Genomic DNA, 18672 nt, shown 5'->3' with positions numbered 1-18672 from the left:
CCCGGGGTGCGGGCGAGGCCGGGGGTTGCCGGCGGGGCCGGGCGGCCGGCGGGCCCGGTCAGCCTCGGGGGCGGGAGGGGAGGCGTAGGCGGGCGGCGGAGAGGCGGGTCGCGGCCGACGCGGAGGCGGCGGACCAGCGGGCCGATGCCGCCCAGACCACCCGCGCCGCCGACCGCGGCGCCAGCCGCGCCCGCAGCCGCGCCGCCCGCGACACCCCGGCCAGCAGCCCCGCGCGGGCCAGCAGGACGTCCTGCGCCAGCCCCGGGTACGCGGCGTCCGCCCCCGCCGGGGCGTACAGCGCCCGCTCCACGGCCCCGGCGACCCGCCGCACCGCGTCGGTCGCGTCCGGCTCCAGCCGCCCCAGCTCCACGACCCGCGCCGCGGCTCCCCGGGGCGACAGCGACTCGTCGGGGGCGATGCCCACGTCCCACGCCGCGTCTCCCAGCTCCCGCCAGGCCGACAGCACCGCCCCCGCCCCCGACCCGGCCGCCAGCCGCCGCCCGCGCACCCGGGCCCGCCACAGCATCGGCAGCAGCGGCAGCCCGAGCAGCGCCACCGCGCCCGCGACCCAGCCCAGTACGGCGAGCACGGACGGCCCGCCCGCACCCGGACCGGCCTTCTGCGCCGCCGCCGGACCCCCGCACTCGCCCAGCTTCTTCAGCTCCGGCGGGCAGTCGTCCGCCTTCGACGGGGCCGCGTTCGGCTCCGTCGCGCTCGCCGACGGCAGCGCCGACGGCGCGGACGGTCGGCTCGACGGGGTCTGCGCCTGGCTGTAGTCGGGGATCGAGATCCCGGAGCGCGGCGTCGGCTCGAACCGGGTCCAGCCGACGCCCTCGAAGTACAGCTCCGGCCACGCGTGCGCGTCCCGCATCGAGACGTTCCACGTGCCGTCCGACTGCCGCTCGCCGGGGGTGAACCCGACCGCCACCCGCGCCGGGATCCCGAGCGACCGGGACATCGCCGCCATCGAGAACGCGAAGTGGATGCAGAAGCCCTCCTTGTCCTCAAGGAAGCGGGCGACGGCCTGCGGCCCCGTACCCGAGGCGGTCCGCGTGTTGTACCGGAACCCACCGCTCACGGCGAAGAAGTCCTGAAGCTTCACCGCCCGCGTGTAGTCGTCCTTCGAGCCCTGCGTCACCTTGCGGGCCGTGTCCGCGACGACCGGCGGGAGGTTGTCCGGCAGCTTCGTGTAGTCGGCGCGGATCGCGTCGCCCGGCGCGGGCGCGCTCTGGAGCTGGCGCACCGTCGGCCGCAGCAGCATGCTCCGCACCGTGTACTGGGCGCCCTGCACGTTCTGGAACTTGTCCTTGCCGAGCTGGTCGCCGACCAAGGTCCGGCCGGCCGGCTCGAACCGCCACTTCCCGCCGATGTCCACCCCGGTCGCCGGGTACGGCATCGGCAGGTAGCGCTGTACGTAGGTGTCGGCCGCCGAGAAGGTGGTGCGCACCTCGCTCGCGCCGGCCCGGACCTGGTCGCCCAGCCCCGGCGGGTTCGGCATCCGCGCCGGGACGTCGCTCAGCGGCCGCCCGGAGGCCTCCCACTTGACGCCGTTGAACTCGTCCAGCGCCAGGATCCGCACGTACTGGTCGGCGACCTGGGTGCTGTCCGTGCGGTACTTGAGCACCACCCGGTTGTCCTGCGCGTTCAGGCTGCTCTGCAGCGAGACCAGCGGGTTGACCGCCGAGATGGTGCCGCCGCCCGCGCCGCTGCCGTCGGCGTCGCCGGTGCCCCGGCCGCCGAGCAGCCCGTCACCGAGCGCCGGCAGCGCCATCGGCACGGCCAGTGCCAGGCCCAGCGCCACCACGCCGATCCGCCGCCCGGTGCGTACGGGCGCCACCGCCTGGCCGCCGGCCGCGCCGCCCCCGTACCCGGAGGCGGCCGAGACCCGGCCGCGCGGGGCGGCGCCGAAGACCCGGCCCCACTGGGCGAGCCGGTCGCGGCCCTCGGCGAGCAGGAGCAGCAGGTAGCCGGTCCCGGCCAGCAGGAACGAGAACCAGGTTCCGGAGTCGTCGGTGGCCAGCCCGGCGGCCACCGAGTACAGCGCGAGCAGCGGCAGCCCGGCCGCGGCGGCCGTGCGCAGCGTCACCGCCAGCATGTCCACGAGCAGCCCGACCAGCAGCACCCCGGCGAGCAGCAGCAGCTGGATGCCGTCCGTCAGCGGTGCCGGTATCGCGAACTCGCCGACGTCCCGGACGCCCTGTCCGAACAGCGCGCCGAAGTCGGTCACCAGGTAGGCCAGCGGCCCGTCCCCGGTGGATTCGCCCCGGCCCGCGAACATGAACACGAGGATCAGCAGCGACACCAGCAGCTGCGCGGCCACGGTCAGCGACCGTGCCAGCGGCACCCGCCGGGCTCCCGCGCCCACCGCCGCCTGTACGGCGAGCAGCGCCGCGGCCTGCGCGATCCAGCCGCTCGACTCGACCAGCCCGGCCAGTGACCAGGAGGTCAGCAGCGTCGCCAGCGCCGCGAAAACCGTCAGTCTCGCGCGCCCGCTCATCCCCAACCTCCGGAAGTTCCCGTGCCGAGCGGAGCGTTCCCGGCCTGCCGCCACAGCTCGCCGAAGGCCACCCCGGGCGGGGCGGCCAGTGCCGTCCAGCCCGCGTCGCGCAGCCTGCGCAGCCGTTCCTGGAGCGGCGGCAGCGCGGTCTCCCGCGCGGGCCGTCCCGCCCAGGTCTCGGAGTCCAGTACGAACGCCACGGCGCCGGCGGCCCGCTGGCGCATCTTCGCCACCAGCTCCGTCTGTACGTCGTCCAGATCGCCGAAGAAGCCGACGAGGAGCCCGTCGGAGCCGGCTCCGCCGAGCGCCCCGCCCGCGCCGCGTATCGCGTCGTGGGCCCGCGACAGCCCGGCCCCGTCGGAGTGGCCGACCACCGCGAGGGTGTCCATCATCAGCCCCGCGGCCACGGCGGACTCCTGCCCGCCGGAGGAGCCCCCGTTGAAACCGCCGCCGCCCTCGCCGCCGGGCACCGAATCGCCGGTGTCGGTGAGGAGCCGCACCGAGAAGCCCTGCTCCAGCAGGTGCGTCAGCGTCGAGGCGGCCCCCGAGACGGCCCATTCGAACGCGGAATCCGGTCCGGCGCCCTCGAAGGCGAGCTGGCGGGTGTCGAGCAGGACGGTGGCCCGGCTGCGCTGCGGCTGCTCCTCGCGGCGCACCATCAGCTCGCCGTAGCGGGCCGTGGAGCGCCAGTGCACCCGGCGCAGGTCGTCGCCGCGCCGGTAGCCGCGGGGGATCACGTCGTCGTCGCCGGACAGGGCCAGCGAGCGGCGGCTGCCGTCGCCGTAGCCGGAGGATTCGCCGGTGAGGCGGACCGCGGGCAGGGCCTCGGTGCGCGGGATGACGGTGAGGGTGTCGTACGCGCTGAAGGAGCGGGTCAGCTCGACCAGGCCGAAGGGGTCGGACAGGCGCAGCTGGAGCGGGCCCAGCGGGTAGCGGCCGCGCAGGTCGGAGCGGACCCGGTAGGAGACCTCGCGGCGCCCGCCCGGCTCGACCCGGTCCAGGACGAAGCGGGGCCGGGGACCGAGGACGTAGGGCACCCGGTCCTGGAGCATCAGCAGGCCGGTCGGCACCCGCGAGGTGTTGTCCATCCGCAGCTGCACCCGGGCCTCGCCGCCCGCGGACACCCGGGTCGGGGTGAGCCGGCGGCTGCCGGTGACCCGGTGGCGGGTGCGGTGCAGGGCGAGGACGCAGATCAGCGGCAGCGCCGCGAGCAGCAGCCCGACCCGCAGGAGTTCCTCCTGGCCGAGGACGTAGGCGCACACGGCGGCGGCGATCCCGGCGGCCACGAAGGAGCGGCCGCGGGTGGTGAGCCCGGACAGGGACGAACGCAGCCCGCCGGCGGGCCGGCCCTCGCCGCCGGCGCCGCTCGGGGCACCGGCGCTCATCAGAAGCCCCGGGTGCCCGCGCCGGGCGGCATCTCGCCGCGGGCGTGCGCGGCCGGGACGGGGGTGCGCTGGAGGATGTCGTGGACGACCTGCTCGGCGGTGCGCCGGTTCAGCTGGGCCTGAGCGGTGGGCAGCAGCCGGTGCGCGAGGACGGGGGCGGCCAGTGCCTGGACGTCGTCGGGCAGCACGTACTCGCGGCCGGCGAGGGCGGCGGAGGCCTTCACGGCGCGCAGCAGGTGCAGGGTGGCGCGCGGCGAGGCACCGAGGCGCAGGTCCGGGTGGGTGCGGGTGGCGGAGACCAGGTCGACGACGTAGCGCCGGACGGGCTCGGCGACGTACACCTCGCGGACGGCCTCGATGAGCTTGACGATGTCGTGCGCGTGCGCCACGGCGGTGAGGTCGTCGAGCGGGGACAGCCCGCCGTGCACGTCGAGCATCTGGAGCTCGGCCTCGGGGCTCGGGTAGCCGACGGAGACGCGGGCCATGAAGCGGTCGCGCTGGGCTTCGGGGAGGGGGTAGGTGCCCTCCATCTCCACCGGGTTCTGGGTGGCGACGACCATGAACGGGCTGGGCAGCGTGTAGGTGGTGCCGTCTATGGTGACCTGCCGCTCCTCCATCGACTCCAGCAGCGCGGACTGGGTCTTGGGGGAGGCGCGGTTGATCTCGTCGCCGATGACGATCTGCGCGAAGATCGCGCCCGGCTTGAACTCGAACTCGCGGCGCTGCTGGTCGTAGATGCTGACGCCGGTGATGTCCGAGGGCAGCAGGTCCGGGGTGAACTGGATGCGCTGCACCGAGCAGTCGATGGACTTGGCGAGCGTCTTGGCCAGCATGGTCTTGCCGACGCCGGGGACGTCTTCGATGAGCAGGTGGCCCTCGGCGAGGAGCACGGTCAGCGCCAGGCGGACGACCTCGGGCTTGCCCTCGATCACGCTCTCGACCGAGTGGCGGACCCGCTCCGCCGTGCTGGTCAGATCCGCGAGGCTCGCTCTGTCGTCGTACGTCGTCACCTGGTTCTCCTCGGCCCTTCCTCAGGGCCGACGCCCTCGGCGCATGCACGGCCCACCCCAACGCACCCAACGGATACGACGTCGCCCCGGAGGCTCTCCGGGTGACGTCATCCCCGCATTCTTGACGGCGTCACGGGCCCGTGTCACTCAAGAGGCCGGATCGATCTCCCGCAGGAGCCCGGTGTGCACGTCGAAGACGAAGCCTCGCACATCGTCCGTGTGGGGGAGGAAGGGGTTGGTCCGCACGCGCTGCATGGACTGGCGAACGTCCTGGTCAACGTCGCGGAAGGCCTCCACGGCCCAGGCGGGGCGCTGGCCGACCTCGTCCTCCAGCTCGTGCCGGAAGTCCTCGGTCAGGCTTTCGAGACCACAGCCGGTGTGGTGGATGAGTATCACCGCGCGAGTGCCGAGGGCGCGCTGGCTGATGGTGAGCGAGCGGATGGTGTCGTCGGTGACGACCCCGCCGGCGTTGCGGATGGTGTGGCAGTCGCCGAGTTCCAGGCCGAGGGCCTTGTGCAGGTCGAGGCGGGCGTCCATGCAGGCCACGACGGCGACGTGGAGGACCGGCCGGGCGTCCATGCCCGGATCGGCGAACCGCGCGGCGTACTGCCGGTTGGCCTCTACCAGCCGGTCCGTGACGGAACGGCCGCCGGATGCCGGGGGAGCGGGGTCGGCGGGCAGGGATGCGGAGGTCGTCATGGGTACGACGTTAGTGGTCACAGCTCGTCCGGGCATGGAGCGAAGGTCGACAAAGAAGGTCAACCGGCCTTGTTGTGAGCTACCCCACAGGAGTGAGGCGGGTGCACCCGATGGGGTGATTCGCGGCATTCGCCGGTTCACTGGGAGGGCGCCGCACGGCGCGCGGGTGCGGTTCGTTGACCGCGGCGACCGTTGCACTAAAGTGGCGCGAACCGGCCGGAGCCCGGCCCCACGGGCCTTCCGGCCCTTGGTAATCCTGGTAAAACTCCGCGTGCGCGGCGCGGCGTACGCCTGCCGCGCCGTTATCTGAGAGGGCGCTTTGACTAGCGAGTCCCGACATGTCCCGGTGATGCTCCAGCGGTGCCTGGACCTGTTGGCCCCGGCGCTGCAGAAGCCGGGGGCCGTCGTCGTCGACTGCACCCTCGGCCTCGGCGGCCACAGCGAGGCCCTGCTCACCCGGTTCCCCGAGGCGCACCTGATCGGCCTCGACCGCGACAAGGAGGCCCTGCGGCTCTCCGGCGAGCGGCTCGCGCCCTTCGGCGACCGGGTCACCCTGGTCCACGCGATCTACGCCGACCTCGCGGAGGTGCTCGACGGCCTGCGCATCCCCGCCGTCCAGGGCATCCTCTTCGACCTCGGCGTCTCCTCCATGCAGCTGGACGAGGCCGACCGCGGGTTCGCGTACGCGCAGGACGCGCCGCTGGACATGCGGATGGACCAGACGACCGGCATCAGCGCCGCCGAGGTCCTCAACACGTACGCGCCCGGCGAGCTGGTGCGGATCCTGCGCCAGTACGGCGAGGAGAAGCAGGCCAAGCGGATCGTGTCGGCGGTCGTGCGCGAGCGGGAGAAGGAGCCTTTCTCCAACAGTGCCCGGCTGGTCGAGCTGATCCGCGACGCGCTGCCGCAGGCGGCGAAGCGGACGGGCGGCAACCCGGCGAAGCGGACCTTCCAGGCGCTGCGGATCGAGGTCAACGGCGAGCTGTCGGGCCTGGAGCGGGCGATCCCGGCGGCCGTGGACCGGATCGCGGTGGGCGGGCGGATCGCGGTGCTGTCGTACCACTCGCTGGAGGACCGGCTCGTCAAGCAGGTCTTCGCGGCGGGCGCGACCTCGACGGCGCCGCCCGGGCTGCCGGTGGTCCCCGAGAAGTACCAGCCGAAGCTGAAGCTGCTGACGCGGGGCGCGGAACTGCCGACGGAGGAGGAGATCGCCGAGAACCGGCGGGCCGCCCCGGCCCGCTTCCGCGGCGTCGAACGCATCCGGGAGGCGCGGCTGTGACCAAGCGCGGGGGTCGGCCGGGGAAGGCGGCGGCCGGGCAGGCCGCCCGGATGCCGTTCGTCCTGCTGGTGGTGGCGCTGCTGGGCGGCGGGCTGATCAGCCTGCTGCTGCTGAACTCCGCGCTGAACGAGGGCTCCTTCCAGCTGACGAAGCTGAAGAGGGAGACCACCGCGCTGACGGACGAGGAGCAGGCGCTGCAACGGGACGTGGACGGGTACTCCGCCCCGGACGCGTTGCAGCGCCGGGCCCACGAGCTGGGCCTGGTCCCCGGCGGCAGCCCGGTCTTCATCGGGCCGGACGGCAAGGTCGCCGGGTCCGCCGCGGCCGCGTCGGAACCCCCGCCGCCGTCCGCCCCGCCGTCCCCCGCACCCTCCGCCGCGTCGTCCGCGGCGGCTTCCACCGCGCCCTCCGCCGCGGCGGGCGCGCAGGCCCCGGCGCAGGCCTCGCCGTCCGCGCCCGCGCCCGCCCCGAGCTCCGCCCCCAGCCAGACCCCTGGAAGGTGACGCCGTGACCCACCCCCGCGACGTGATCGCCGGACGCCCCCGGCGGTGCAGAGGGTCCGGGGGCGGCGCCCCCGGCAGCCGCGCCGCACGGCCGGCGGTGGCGGCGTGAGCGGCGGCGGGCCGGGGCGCAAGGTGCCCGGCCCGGCCGGGCGCCGGCCGCAGAAGCCGGCGGCTCCCCGCAGGCCCGCCCCCGCGCGGGTGCCGCACACGATCCGGCTCGGCAGCCCGAGGCCCCGGCTGCGGCTCGTCAGCGTCGGCCTGACCCTCGTCATGCTCGCCTTCGTGGTGCGCCTCCTCCAGGTCCAGGCCGTGGACGCGTCCGCGTACTCCGCCAAGGCCACGGAGAACCGCTTCGCCAGCCACACCCTGGCCGCCGAACGCGGGGAGATCACCGACCGCAAGGGCGTCGCCCTCGCCACCAGCGTCGACGCGTACGACATCACGGCCGACCCCAAGATGTTCACCCCGCAGGAGAGCAAGGCCCCCGACGCCCCCGAGCAGGCCGCGGCCCTCCTCGCGCCGATCCTCGGCAAGGACGCCAAGACGATCGCGGGGCTCCTCAAGACGAAGAACACCCGCTACGTCGTCCTCGCCCGCCGCCAGACCCCCCAGGTCTGGAACCAGATCAAGGACCTCCAGCGGGTCTTCGCCCAGAAGGCCACCGCGGACCGCAAGAACAACGGCCCCGGCGCCAACGTCCTCGCCGGCGTGTTCAAGGACGACAGCAGCAAGCGCGTGTACCCGGGCGGCGACCTGGCCGCCGGGATACTGGGTTACGTCAACGCCGACGGCAAGGGCGGCGGCGGCCTGGAGTCCGCCCTCGACAAGAAGCTGGCCGGCAAGGACGGCGAGCTCACCTACGCCCAGTCCGGCGGCCGCCGGGTCCCGACGGCCGGCTCCAGCGAGAAGCCCGCCGTGCCCGGCGAGGACATCGAGCTGACCATCGACCGCGACATCCAGTGGGCGGCGCAGAGCGCCATCACCGAGCAGGTCGAGAAGTCCGGGGCCGACCGCGGCTACGTCATCGTCCAGGACACCCGCACCGGCGAGGTCCTCGCCATGGCCAACGCCCCCGGCTTCGACCCGGGCGACCTCTCCCGGGCCAGCTCCGCCGCCATGGGCAACGCCGCCCTCCAGGACGTGTACGAGCCCGGCTCCACCGCCAAGGTGATGTCGATGGCCGCCGTACTGGAGGAGAAGAAGGCCACCCCCGAGACCCACGTCGAGGTCCCCAACCGGCTGCACCGCGGCGACCGGCTGTTCAAGGACGACATCGACCACCCGACCTGGTACCTGACCCTCAACGGGGTCCTCGCCAAGTCCTCCAACATCGGCACCATCCTGGCCACCGGCCAGCTCGGCGCCACCCAGCCCGAGGCCAACCGGGTCCTGTACTCGTACCTGACCAAGTTCGGCATCGGGCAGCCCACCGGCCTCGGCTACCCCGGCGAGTCCCGCGGGATCCTGGCCAGGCCCGAGGCCTGGTCCACCTCCCAGCAGTACACGATCCCCTTCGGCCAGGGCCTGTCCCTCAACGCCATGCAGGCCGCCTCCGTGTACTCCACCATCGCCAACGCCGGGGTCCGGATCGAGCCGACCCTGGTCCGCGGCACCAAGGGCCCCGACGGCCGGTTCACCCCGGCCCCCGCGCCCGACAAGAACCGCGTGATCAGCGAGGCGACCGCCAAGACCCTCGCCGGGATGCTCGAATCCGTGGTCGACGACCAGGAGGGCACCGGCACCAAGGCGCGCATCCCCGGCTACCGGGTCGGCGGCAAGACCGGCACCTCCAACCGGGTGGATCCGGTCACCGGCCGCTACAAGGGGTACACCGCCTCCTTCGCCGGGTTCGCGCCCGCCGACAACCCCCGCGTCACCGTCTACTGCGCCATCCAGAACCCCACCAAGGGCAGCTACTTCGGCGGCCAGATCTGCGGCCCCATCTACAAGAAGGTCATGGAGTTCGCCCTCAAGACGCTTCAGGTCGCCCCCACCGGAACCGCCCCCGCCGGACTGCCCGTCACCTACGAACAGGGCTCGTAGCCCGCCCAGCTACCCGACCGCCCGGCAGCCCGCCGGAAAACCGTGAGGCACCATCAGTGACAACGATCACCCCGAAACCCGGGAACCGGACGGCCCAGGACGCCCCGGCCGGGCCCTCGCTTCGCAACGCGCCCGCCGCGCCCGGTACGCTCACCGCCGTGTCCCACGCTGATCAGCCCAGAACCACCCAGAAAGACGCCCCGGCGACGCCGCCGGGAGCGCCGCGTCCCGCGTCCGTACGGCCGGTCCCGCTGTCCGAGCTCGCGGCCCTGGCCGGCCTCGACGCCGCGGCCGGCCCGACCGGACCGCCGGTCACCGGCATCACGCACGACTCCCGTGCCGTACGCCCCGGCGACCTGTACGCGGCCCTTCCCGGTGCCAAGCTGCACGGTGCGGACTTCGCCGCCCAGGCGGCCGCCCTCGGCGCCGCCGCCGTGCTGACCGACCCGGCCGGCGCCGACCGCGCCGCCGCCACCGGGCTCCCGGTGCTGGCCGTCGCCGACCCGCGCGGCCGGATGGGCGAACTCGCCGCCGAGATCTACGGCCGGCCCGGCGAGGGCCTGCTCCAGCTCGGCATCACCGGCACCTCCGGCAAGACCACCACGGCCTACCTCGTCGAGGGCGGTCTGCGCGGCGCCGGCCGCAGCACCGGACTGGTCGGCACCGTCGAGATGCGCATCGGCGACGAGCGCATCAAGTCGGAGCGCACCACCCCCGAGGCCACCGACCTCCAGGCCCTCTTCGCGGTCATGCGCGAACGCGGCGTCGAGGCCGTGGCCATGGAGGTGTCCAGCCACGCCCTCGTGCTCGGCCGGGTCGACGGCTGCGTCTTCGACGTCGCCGTCTTCAACAACCTGAGCCCGGAACACATGGAGTTCCACTCCGACATGGAGGACTACTTCCAGGCCAAGGCGCGGCTCTTCACCGAGCGCCGCGCCCGCCTCGGCGTGGTCAACTTCGACGACGAGTACGGCCGCCGGCTGGCCAAGGAGGCGTCGATCCCGGTCGTCACGTTCTCCGCCGCCGGCGACCCGGCCGCCGACTGGCGCGCCGAGGACGTGGTCTTCGGCCACATGGACTCCACCCTGACCCTGGTGGGCCCGGAAGGCCAGCGCGTCCGGGCCACCGCCCCGCTGCCCGGCCCGTTCAACGTCGCCAACACCGTCGCCGCGATCGTCACGCTCGCCGCCGCCGGCCTCGACCCGCAGACCGCCGCCGACGGCGTCGCCGCGGTCCCCGGGGTGCCCGGCCGGCTGGAGCGGGTGGACGCGGGGCAGCCCTACCTGGCCGTCGTCGACTACGCGCACAAGACGGACGCCGTCGAGTCGGTCCTGCGGGCCCTGCGCGAGGTCACCACCGGCAAGCTGCACATCGTCCTCGGCTGCGGCGGCGACCGCGACACCACCAAGCGCGCCCCGATGGGCGCCGCCGCGGCCCGCTTCGCCGACACCGCCGTCCTGACCTCCGACAACCCGCGCTCCGAGGACCCCCTCACGATCCTCGCCGCGATGTTCGAAGGCGCCGTGTCCGTACCGCCCGCCGAGCGGGGCACCGTCCTCGTCGACGCCGACCGGGCGGCGGCCATCGCCGCGGCCGTCGCGCGCGCCGAGGCCGGGGACACCGTGCTGGTGGCCGGCAAGGGGCACGAGCAGGGCCAGGACACGGCAGGCGTCGTACGTCCCTTCGACGACCGCGCGGTGCTCCGCGCGGCCATCGAGAACCGGCAGCACCATGCCCGACAGGCCGAGGTGAACCAGTGATCGCCCTTTCCCTCGCCGAGATCGCCGACATCACCGGCGGGCGGCCCCACGACATACCGGATCCGTCGGTGCGGATCAGCGGGCCCGTGGTCATCGACTCCCGCAAGGTGGAGGCGGGCAGCCTGTTCGCCGCCTTCGCCGGTGAGCACGTCGACGGCCACGCGTACGCGGAGCGGGCGGTGGCGGCCGGAGCCGCGGCCGTTCTCGCGGCCCGGCCCGTCGGCGTACCCGCGATCGTCGTCCCGGACGTGGAGAAGGCGCTCGGCGCCCTCGCCCGGGCCGTCGTCGAACGCCTCGGCACCGACGTGGTGGCGCTGACCGGCTCGGCCGGGAAGACGTCCACCAAGGACCTCATCGCGCAGGTGCTGCAGAGCCACGCGCCCACCGTGTGGACCCCCGGCTCCCTCAACAACGAGATCGGCCTGCCGCTCACCGCCCTCCAGGCCACCGCGGAAACCCGCCACCTGGTCCTGGAGATGGGCGCCCGCGGCATCGGCCACATCGCCTACCTCACCGGCCTGACCCCGCCCCGCATCGGGCTCGTCCTCAACGTCGGCACCGCCCACATCGGCGAGTTCGGCGGCCGCGAGCAGATCGCCCAGGCCAAGGGGGAGCTGGTCGAGGCCCTCCCCGCCGAGGCCGACGGCGGAGTCGCCGTACTCAACGCCGACGACCTCCTCGTGCGTGCCATGTCCGCCCGTACGAAGGCCCGTACGGTGCTGTTCGGCGAGGCCGAGGACGCCGACGTTCGCGCCACCGAGGTGCGGATGACACCGGGGGGGCAGCCCGCCTTCACACTCCACACACCGACCGGGTGCAGTGATGTGACCTTGCGGCTGTACGGTGAGCACCACGTGTCGAACGCGCTCGCCGCGGCCGCCGTCGCCCATGTCCTGGGCATGTCCGCCATGGAGATCGCCACCGCGCTCTCCGGGGCGGGAACGCTCTCCCGGTGGCGGATGGAGGTCACCGAGCGCGCGGACGGCGTGACGATCGTCAACGACGCCTACAACGCGAATCCCGAGTCCATGCGGGCCGCCCTGCGCGCTCTCGTCGCGATGGGCGGCGCCGCCAGGGCCACCGGGGGACGTACGTGGGCGGTGCTGGGCCCCATGGCCGAGCTCGGTGACGCGTCGCTGGCGGAGCACGACGCGGTGGGACGGCTTGCCGTCCGGCTCAACGTGAGCAAGCTCGTCGCAGTCGGGGGCAGGGAAGCGTCCTGGCTGCAACTGGGCGCATATAACGAGGGTTCGTGGGGTGAGGAGTCGGTGCTCGTGTCCGACGCGCAGGCGGCGGTCGACCTGTTGCGCAGTGAACTGCGCCCGGGGGACGTCGTGCTGGTGAAGGCTTCCAGGTCGATCGGCCTGGAGCGGGTCGCGCTGGCGCTCCTTGAGCGCGAGGGCGAGGTCGCCGACCGATGAGGCAGATTCTGGTCGCCGGTGTCATCGGCATGTTCCTGACGGTCATCGGCACGCCGCTGCTGATCAAGCTGCTGGCCCGCAAGGGCTACGGCCAGTTCATCCGCGACGACGGCCCCCGCGGCCACGCGGGCAAGAAGGGCACGCCCACCATGGGCGGCATCTCCTTCATCCTGGCGACGCTCATCGCGTACGCCCTGACGAAGGTGATCACGTCCAGCGAGCCGACCTTCTCGGGTCTGCTGGTGCTGTTCCTGATGGCGGGCATGGGCCTGGTCGGCTTCCTCGACGACTACATCAAGATCGTCAAGCAGCGTTCGCTGGGTCTGCGGGCGAAGGCCAAGATGGCCGGCCAGCTGATCGTCGGCATCGCCTTCGCGGTCCTCGCGCTCCAGTTCTCGGACTCGCGCGAACTGACCCCGGCCTCCACCCGGCTGTCGTTCGTCACGGACTTCGGCTGGTCGATCGGACCGGTGCTGTTCGTCGTCTGGGCGCTGTTCATGATCCTCGCGATGTCCAACGGCGTGAACCTGACCGACGGCCTCGACGGTCTCGCGACCGGCGCCGCGGTGATGGTGTTCGGCGCCTACACGTTCATCGGCGTCTGGCAGCACCAGGAGTCCTGTGCCAACGCGATCACGCTGACGAACCCCAACGCCTGCTTCGAGGTGCGCGACCCGCTGGACCTCGCGGTCGTCGCGTCCGCCCTGATGGGTGCCTGCTTCGGCTTCCTGTGGTGGAACACCTCGCCGGCCAAGATCTTCATGGGTGACACCGGTTCGCTCGCGCTCGGCGGCGCGCTCGCCGGCCTCGCGATCTGCTCCCGCACGGAGTTCCTGATCGCCCTCCTCGGCGGCCTCTTCGTCCTCATCACCATGTCGGTGGTCATCCAGGTCGGCTCCTTCAAGCTGACCGGGAAGCGCGTCTTCCGGATGGCCCCGCTGCAACACCACTTCGAACTCAAGGGGTGGTCCGAAGTCCTTGTGGTGGTCCGCTTCTGGATCATCCAGGGCATGTGCGTGATCGTGGGTCTCGGTCTCTTCTACGCGGGATGGGCAGCCGACAAGTGACCTCCTGGCACGGCAAGAACATCACCGTCGCCGGCCTCGGCGTGAGCGGCATCAGTGCCGCCCGCGTCCTGGCCGGCCTCGGCGCCGTCGTGACCGTCGTCGACAACGGCGACGGCGACGCGCACCGCGCGCGGGCCGCCGAGCTGGCCGAGCAGGGCATCGAGGTCCGCCTCGGCTGGCTGGCCGACGGCGCTCACGCGGGTGAGGTCCTGCCCGAGGGCACCGAACTGGTCGTCACCTCGCCGGGCTGGAAGCCCGACAGCCCGCTGTTCGCGGCCGCCGCCGAGGCGGGCGTGGACGTCGTGGGCGACGTGGAGATCGCCTGGCAGCTGCGCGAGTCCACGCCGGGCAGGAAGGCGGCCCCCTGGCTCGCGATCACCGGTACGAACGGCAAGACCACCACCACCCAGATGCTCGCCTCGATCCTCAAGGCCGCCGGCCTGCGGACCGCGGCCGTCGGGAACATCGGCACCCCGATCGTCGACGTGGTGACCGGCGAGGAGGAGTACGACGTCCTCGCCGTCGAACTCTCCAGCTACCAGTTGCACTGGGCGCCCTCGCTGCGCGCCCACTCGGCGGCCGTGCTGAACCTGGCCCCGGACCACCTCGACTGGCACGGCTCGATGGAGGCGTACGCCGCCGACAAGGGCCGGATCTACGAGGGCAACACCGTGGCCTGCGTCTACAACGTCGCGGACCGGGCCACCGAGGACCTGGTGGCCGAGGCGGACGTCGAGGAGGGCTGCCGGGCGATCGGCTTCACCCTCGGCGCGCCCGGACCCTCCATGCTCGGCGTGGTCGACGGCATCCTCGTGGACCGCGCCTTCGTCGAGAACCGGCAGAAGAACGCCCAGGAGCTCGCCGAGGTCAAGGACGTCAACCCGCCGGCCCCGCACAACATCGCCAACGCCCTCGCGGCGGCGGCGCTGGCCCGCGCCTTCGGCGTGGAGCCCCGCGCGGTCCGTGACGGGCTGCGGAACTTCCGCCCGGACGCGCACCGCGTGGCGCACGTGGACGAGGTCGGCGGGGTCGTCTACGTCGACGACTCCAAGGCCACCAACACGCACGCCGCGGAGGCCTCCCTGGCGGCCTTCGAGACGGTCGTGTGGATCGCCGGGGGCCTCGCCAAGGGCGCGACCTTCGACGAGCTCGTGCGGAAGTCCGCGAAGGGCCTGCGCGGCGTGGTGCTGATCGGCGCCGACCGGGCGCTGATCGGCGAGGCGCTGGCGCGACACGCCCCCGAGGTCCCTGTGGTCGACCTCGAACGGACCGACACTGGGGCGATGCTCGCGGCGGTCCGGGAAGCGGCCCGGCTCGCCGAGCCCGGCGACACGGTCCTGCTGGCACCCGCCTGCGCCTCGATGGACATGTTCGCGAACTACAACAAGCGTGGGGACGCGTTCGCCGACGCGGTGCGCGAACTGGCCGCCGGGAAGGCCTAGGTCCAGGCCGGGCTCCCTCCGGCCGGACGGCCGGCCGCTCGCCTCGCACGAGTGGAGGGGATGATCACAGATGCCGGCCAGACAAGTGCTGCCGGGGCGGCGCCCGCCTGCCGTGAAGGCACAGGGCCGTGGGCGCCCCGCGGCGACTGCGAAGCGGCCCGCCCGGCGCGGGCCGCTGACCCGGCTCCGGCGTACCCAACTGCGGTTGCGCAAGGCCTGGGACCGGCCCCTGACCGCGTATTACCTGATTTTCGGCAGCTCGTTGCTCATCACCGTGCTCGGTCTGGTGATGGTCTACTCGGCCTCCATGATCAAGGCGCTCCAGCTCGGTCTGGGCGACGCGTACTTCTTCAAGAAGCAGTTCCTGGCCGCCCTGATCGGCGGCGGGCTGCTCTTCGCGGCCTCCCGGATGCCCGTGAAGCTGCACCGGGCGCTGTCCTACCCGGTGCTCGCCGGCACCCTGTTCCTGATGGTCCTGGTCCAGGTCCCCGGGATAGGGGTCGCGATCAATGGCAACCAGAACTGGATCTCCCTCGGCGGCCCGTTCATGCTGCAGCCCAGCGAGTTCGGCAAACTGGCCCTGATCCTGTGGGGCGCCGACCTGCTGGCCCGCAAGGGCGACAAGGGCCTGCTGAGCCAGTGGAAGCACCTCCTGGTGCCGCTGGTCCCGGTGGCGTTCCTGCTGCTGGGGCTGATCATGCTCGGCGGGGACATGGGCACCGCGATGATCCTGGGCGCCATCCTGTTCGGCCTGCTGTGGCTGGCCGGCGCCCCGACGCGGATGTTCGTGGCAGTGTTGGCGTTCGCGGGTGTGATCGTCGCACTTCTCATCAAGACGAGCCCGCACCGCATGGACCGGCTGGCCTGCCTGGGGGCCACCGAGCCGGGCAAGAACGACCTCTGCTGGCAGGCCGTGCACGGAATCTATGCCCTCGCATCCGGCGGATGGTTTGGTTCCGGCCTGGGTGCGAGTGTGGAAAAATGGGGCCAACTGCCAGAAGCCCACACCGACTTCATCTTCGCCATCACCGGGGAGGAACTGGGCCTGGCGGGGACGCTGTCGGTGCTCGCCCTGTTCGCGGCTCTAGGCTATGCGGGTATCCGCGTGGCCGGACGCACGGAGGACTCCTTCGTACGGTATGCCGCGGGAGGCGTGACCACCTGGATCACGGCGCAAGCCGTGATCAACATTGGTGCGGTGCTCGGTCTGCTGCCGATCGCCGGGGTCCCGCTCCCGCTGTTCTCCTACGGAGGGTCGGCCCTGCTGCCGACCATGTTCGCCGTCGGACTGCTCATCGCCTTCGCGCGTGAGGAGCCGGCGGCGCGAGCGGCGCTCGCGATGCGACAGCCGAAAGCCGGCTGGAAGCGGACCGGGCCGATATGGAAGTCGATGAGACGGCGCGTCAAGAAGCGTCCGTCCGGAGAGCGGTGAATTTCGGTGCATGTCGTACTCGCCGGTGGGGGGACCGCCGGCCACATCGAGCCGGCGCTCGCCCTCGCGGACGCCCTGCGCAGGCAGGACCCTTCCGTGGGCATCACCGCCCTCGGCACGGAACGCGGGCTCGAAACCCGTCTGGTACCGGAGCGCGGCTACGAGCTGGGACTGATCCCCGCCGTACCGCTGCCCCGCAAGCCAACCCCCGAGCTGATCACCGTCCCAGGACGGCTGCGCGGCACGATCAAGGCGGCCGAGGAGATCCTCACGCGCACCAAGGCCGACTGCGTCGTCGGCTTCGGCGGCTACGTGGCGCTGCCCGGCTACCTGGCCGCCAAGCGGCTCGGGGTGCCGATCATCGTCCACGAGGCCAACGCGCGGCCCGGGCTGGCCAACAAGATCGGCTCCCGGTACGCGCACGCCGTCGCGGTCTCCACCCCCGACAGCAAGCTGCGCGGCGCCCGCTACGTGGGCATCCCGCTGCGGCGGTCGATCTCCACCCTCGACCGGGCCGCCGTCCGCCCCGAGGCGCGCGCCGCCTTCGGTCTGGACCCCAACCTGCCGACGCTGCTGGTCTCCGGCGGCTCGCAGGGCGCCCGGCGCCTCAACGAGGTCATCCAGCAGGTCGCTCCGACCCTCCAGCGCTCCGGGATCCAGATCCTGCACGCCGTCGGGCCGAAGAACGAACTGCCGCGTGTCGACAACATGCCCGGGATGCCACCGTATGTGCCGGTACCGTACGTGGACCGGATGGACCTCGCGTACGCCGCCGCGGACATGATGCTGTGCCGCGCGGGCGCGATGACCGTCGCCGAACTCTCCGCCGTCGGGCTGCCCGCCGCCTACGTACCGTTGCCGATCGGCAACGGCGAACAGCGGCTCAACGCCCAGCCGGTGGTCAAGGCCGGCGGCGGCCTGCTCGTGGACGACGCGGAACTGACGCCCGACTGGGTGCTCGGCCAGGTCCTCCCGGTGCTCGCCGACCCGCACCGCCTGTACGAGATGTCCCGTGCCGCCGCCGAGTTCGGCCGCCGGGACGCCGACGACCTGCTCGTCGGCCTGGTGTACGAGGCGATCGCGGCCAACAGAGCCCGCTGAGTCGGGACAGCACAGCCCAGGAGGCACAGCAGTGGCCGGAGCGACGACAGCGCAGCGCGGCGGACCCGGGGCGGCCCGCAAGGGCTCCGGCTCCGCCAAGCCCCCGAAGTCGTCGAAGGGCTCCGGCCCGCGGGGCCCCGGCGTACGCCTGCGCCGGGGCCCCGCGCTGGCCCTGCTCGCCGTCGCCGTGCTGCTGCTCGGCGCCGGCGTCACCTGGGTGCTCTACGGGTCCTCCTGGCTCCGCGTGGAGAAGGTCAGCGCCGACGGAACCGAGGTGCTCACCTCCGAGCAGGTGCTGGCCGCCGCGGCCGTACCGCTCGGGGCCCCGCTGGTGAGCGTCGACACCGACGAGATCGCCGCCCGGCTGCGCGGCAGGCTGCCCCGCATCGATTCGGTCGATGTGGTGCGGGCCTGGCCGCACGGGATCGGGCTGAAGGTGACGGAGCGCAAACCCGTCCTTCTGGTCAAGAAGGGCGCCGAGTTCGTCGAAGTGGACGCGACCGGTGTGCGATTCGACACGGTCGCGAAAGCACCCGGGGGCGTTCCGGTCCTCGAACTGGACGCCGAGCGGTCGCCCAGCGGCCGCCGCTTCGACGAGGACCGGCTGCTGCACGAGGCGGTGCGCATCGCCGGCGGCCTCCCGGCGCCGGTCGCGAAGGAAACCGTGCAGGTCAAGGTGCGGTCGTACGATTCGGTGGTACTGGAGCTCACCAAGGGCCGGACGGTGGTGTGGGGCAGCGGCGAACTGGGCGAGGCAAAAGGCCGAGCGCTGACCGCCCTGCTGAAAGCCGCGCCCAAGGCTGACCACTTTGACGTGAGCGTCCCCACCGCCCCGTCGGTGTCCGGGAGTTGACGCCGGATCCAACACCGAAGCACCCTGGTTGGCCAGCGATACGGGTGATCACATAGGGTGAAAAGAAAAACGGGAGGTTCGGCGTGTTCGTTGAACACGCGCTACTTGTCGACTTAGTGTCCTGTTCGGAGAGTCCAAGGAACAGACACATACTTAACCCTAAACTTCAGGGTTAGGGTT

The 18672-nt window shown here is 72.9% G+C and carries 14 protein-coding genes; 10 read left to right on the top strand and 4 right to left on the bottom strand.

Annotation, left to right across the window (positions count from 1 at the left end; translation table 11 throughout):
* Window positions 1-58 precede the first annotated feature (58 nt).
* The 4 genes from EES41_RS11400 to EES41_RS11385 all read right to left on the bottom strand — a co-directional run bounded on the left by EES41_RS11400 (window position 59) and on the right by EES41_RS11385 (window position 5591).
* On the bottom strand, window positions 59-2497 hold the full coding sequence (locus tag EES41_RS11400; protein WP_123077767.1) for a transglutaminaseTgpA domain-containing protein: 2439 nt from the start codon (window positions 2495-2497) through the stop codon (window positions 59-61).
* Window positions 2494-3882 (bottom strand): DUF58 domain-containing protein, encoded by a 1389-nt coding sequence (locus EES41_RS11395; protein WP_123077765.1) that lies wholly within the window; start codon window positions 3880-3882, stop codon window positions 2494-2496. The genes EES41_RS11400 and EES41_RS11395 overlap by 4 nt, the downstream gene beginning before the upstream one ends.
* The gene (locus EES41_RS11390; RefSeq protein ID WP_008738714.1) at window positions 3882-4892 is read right to left on the bottom strand and encodes a MoxR family ATPase; all 1011 of its coding nucleotides are present in this window, start codon (window positions 4890-4892) and stop codon (window positions 3882-3884) included. Before EES41_RS11390 ends, EES41_RS11395 begins: the two co-directional genes overlap by 1 nt.
* A 147-nt stretch (window positions 4893-5039) precedes the next feature.
* Window positions 5040-5591, bottom strand: coding sequence for a carbonic anhydrase (locus tag EES41_RS11385; protein WP_037791499.1), 552 nt, complete (start codon window positions 5589-5591; stop codon window positions 5040-5042).
* Window positions 5592-5910: 319 nt separating this feature from the next.
* Here EES41_RS11385 and rsmH point away from each other — a divergent pair, with 319 nt between their 5' ends.
* The 10 genes from rsmH to EES41_RS11335 all read left to right on the top strand — a co-directional run bounded on the left by rsmH (window position 5911) and on the right by EES41_RS11335 (window position 18492).
* Window positions 5911-6870 (top strand): 16S rRNA (cytosine(1402)-N(4))-methyltransferase RsmH, encoded by a 960-nt coding sequence (gene rsmH, locus EES41_RS11380; RefSeq protein ID WP_073774444.1) that lies wholly within the window; start codon window positions 5911-5913, stop codon window positions 6868-6870.
* Entirely contained in the window at window positions 6867-7373 is a 507-nt protein-coding gene (locus tag EES41_RS11375) for a hypothetical protein (RefSeq protein WP_123077763.1), read from the top strand. Before rsmH ends, EES41_RS11375 begins: the two co-directional genes overlap by 4 nt.
* A 105-nt stretch (window positions 7374-7478) precedes the next feature.
* Entirely contained in the window at window positions 7479-9416 is a 1938-nt protein-coding gene (locus EES41_RS11370; RefSeq protein WP_123077761.1) for a penicillin-binding protein 2, read from the top strand.
* Between the two features lie 56 nt (window positions 9417-9472).
* Window positions 9473-11176: a UDP-N-acetylmuramoyl-L-alanyl-D-glutamate--2,6-diaminopimelate ligase gene (locus tag EES41_RS11365; RefSeq protein WP_123077759.1), complete on the top strand. Its 1704-nt coding sequence runs from the start codon at window positions 9473-9475 to the stop codon at window positions 11174-11176.
* Window positions 11173-12597 (top strand): UDP-N-acetylmuramoyl-tripeptide--D-alanyl-D-alanine ligase, encoded by a 1425-nt coding sequence (murF, locus tag EES41_RS11360; protein ID WP_123077757.1) that lies wholly within the window; start codon window positions 11173-11175, stop codon window positions 12595-12597. The genes EES41_RS11365 and murF overlap by 4 nt, the downstream gene beginning before the upstream one ends.
* A complete protein-coding gene (gene mraY, locus EES41_RS11355; protein ID WP_008738701.1) occupies window positions 12594-13664 on the top strand; it encodes a phospho-N-acetylmuramoyl-pentapeptide-transferase in 1071 nt (356 codons plus the stop codon). Before murF ends, mraY begins: the two co-directional genes overlap by 4 nt.
* On the top strand, window positions 13646-15106 hold the full coding sequence (murD, locus tag EES41_RS11350) for a UDP-N-acetylmuramoyl-L-alanine--D-glutamate ligase (RefSeq protein WP_123077755.1): 1461 nt from the start codon (window positions 13646-13648) through the stop codon (window positions 15104-15106). Before mraY ends, murD begins: the two co-directional genes overlap by 19 nt.
* 70 nt (window positions 15107-15176) lie before the next feature.
* Complete coding sequence (ftsW, locus tag EES41_RS11345; protein ID WP_123077753.1) at window positions 15177-16538, top strand: putative lipid II flippase FtsW; 1362 nt, start codon at window positions 15177-15179, stop codon at window positions 16536-16538.
* Between the two features lie 6 nt (window positions 16539-16544).
* The gene (gene murG, locus EES41_RS11340; protein ID WP_008738695.1) at window positions 16545-17639 is read left to right on the top strand and encodes an undecaprenyldiphospho-muramoylpentapeptide beta-N-acetylglucosaminyltransferase; all 1095 of its coding nucleotides are present in this window, start codon (window positions 16545-16547) and stop codon (window positions 17637-17639) included.
* Between the two features lie 31 nt (window positions 17640-17670).
* On the top strand, window positions 17671-18492 hold the full coding sequence (locus tag EES41_RS11335; protein ID WP_123077751.1) for a cell division protein FtsQ/DivIB: 822 nt from the start codon (window positions 17671-17673) through the stop codon (window positions 18490-18492).
* Window positions 18493-18672: the final 180 nt, after the last annotated feature.

This window comes from Streptomyces sp. ADI95-16, from assembly GCF_003721495.1.
In the GTDB taxonomy this organism is placed as follows: Bacteria; Actinomycetota; Actinomycetes; order Streptomycetales; family Streptomycetaceae; genus Streptomyces; species Streptomyces goshikiensis.
This window is presented reverse-complemented; position numbering and strand designations above follow the sequence as displayed.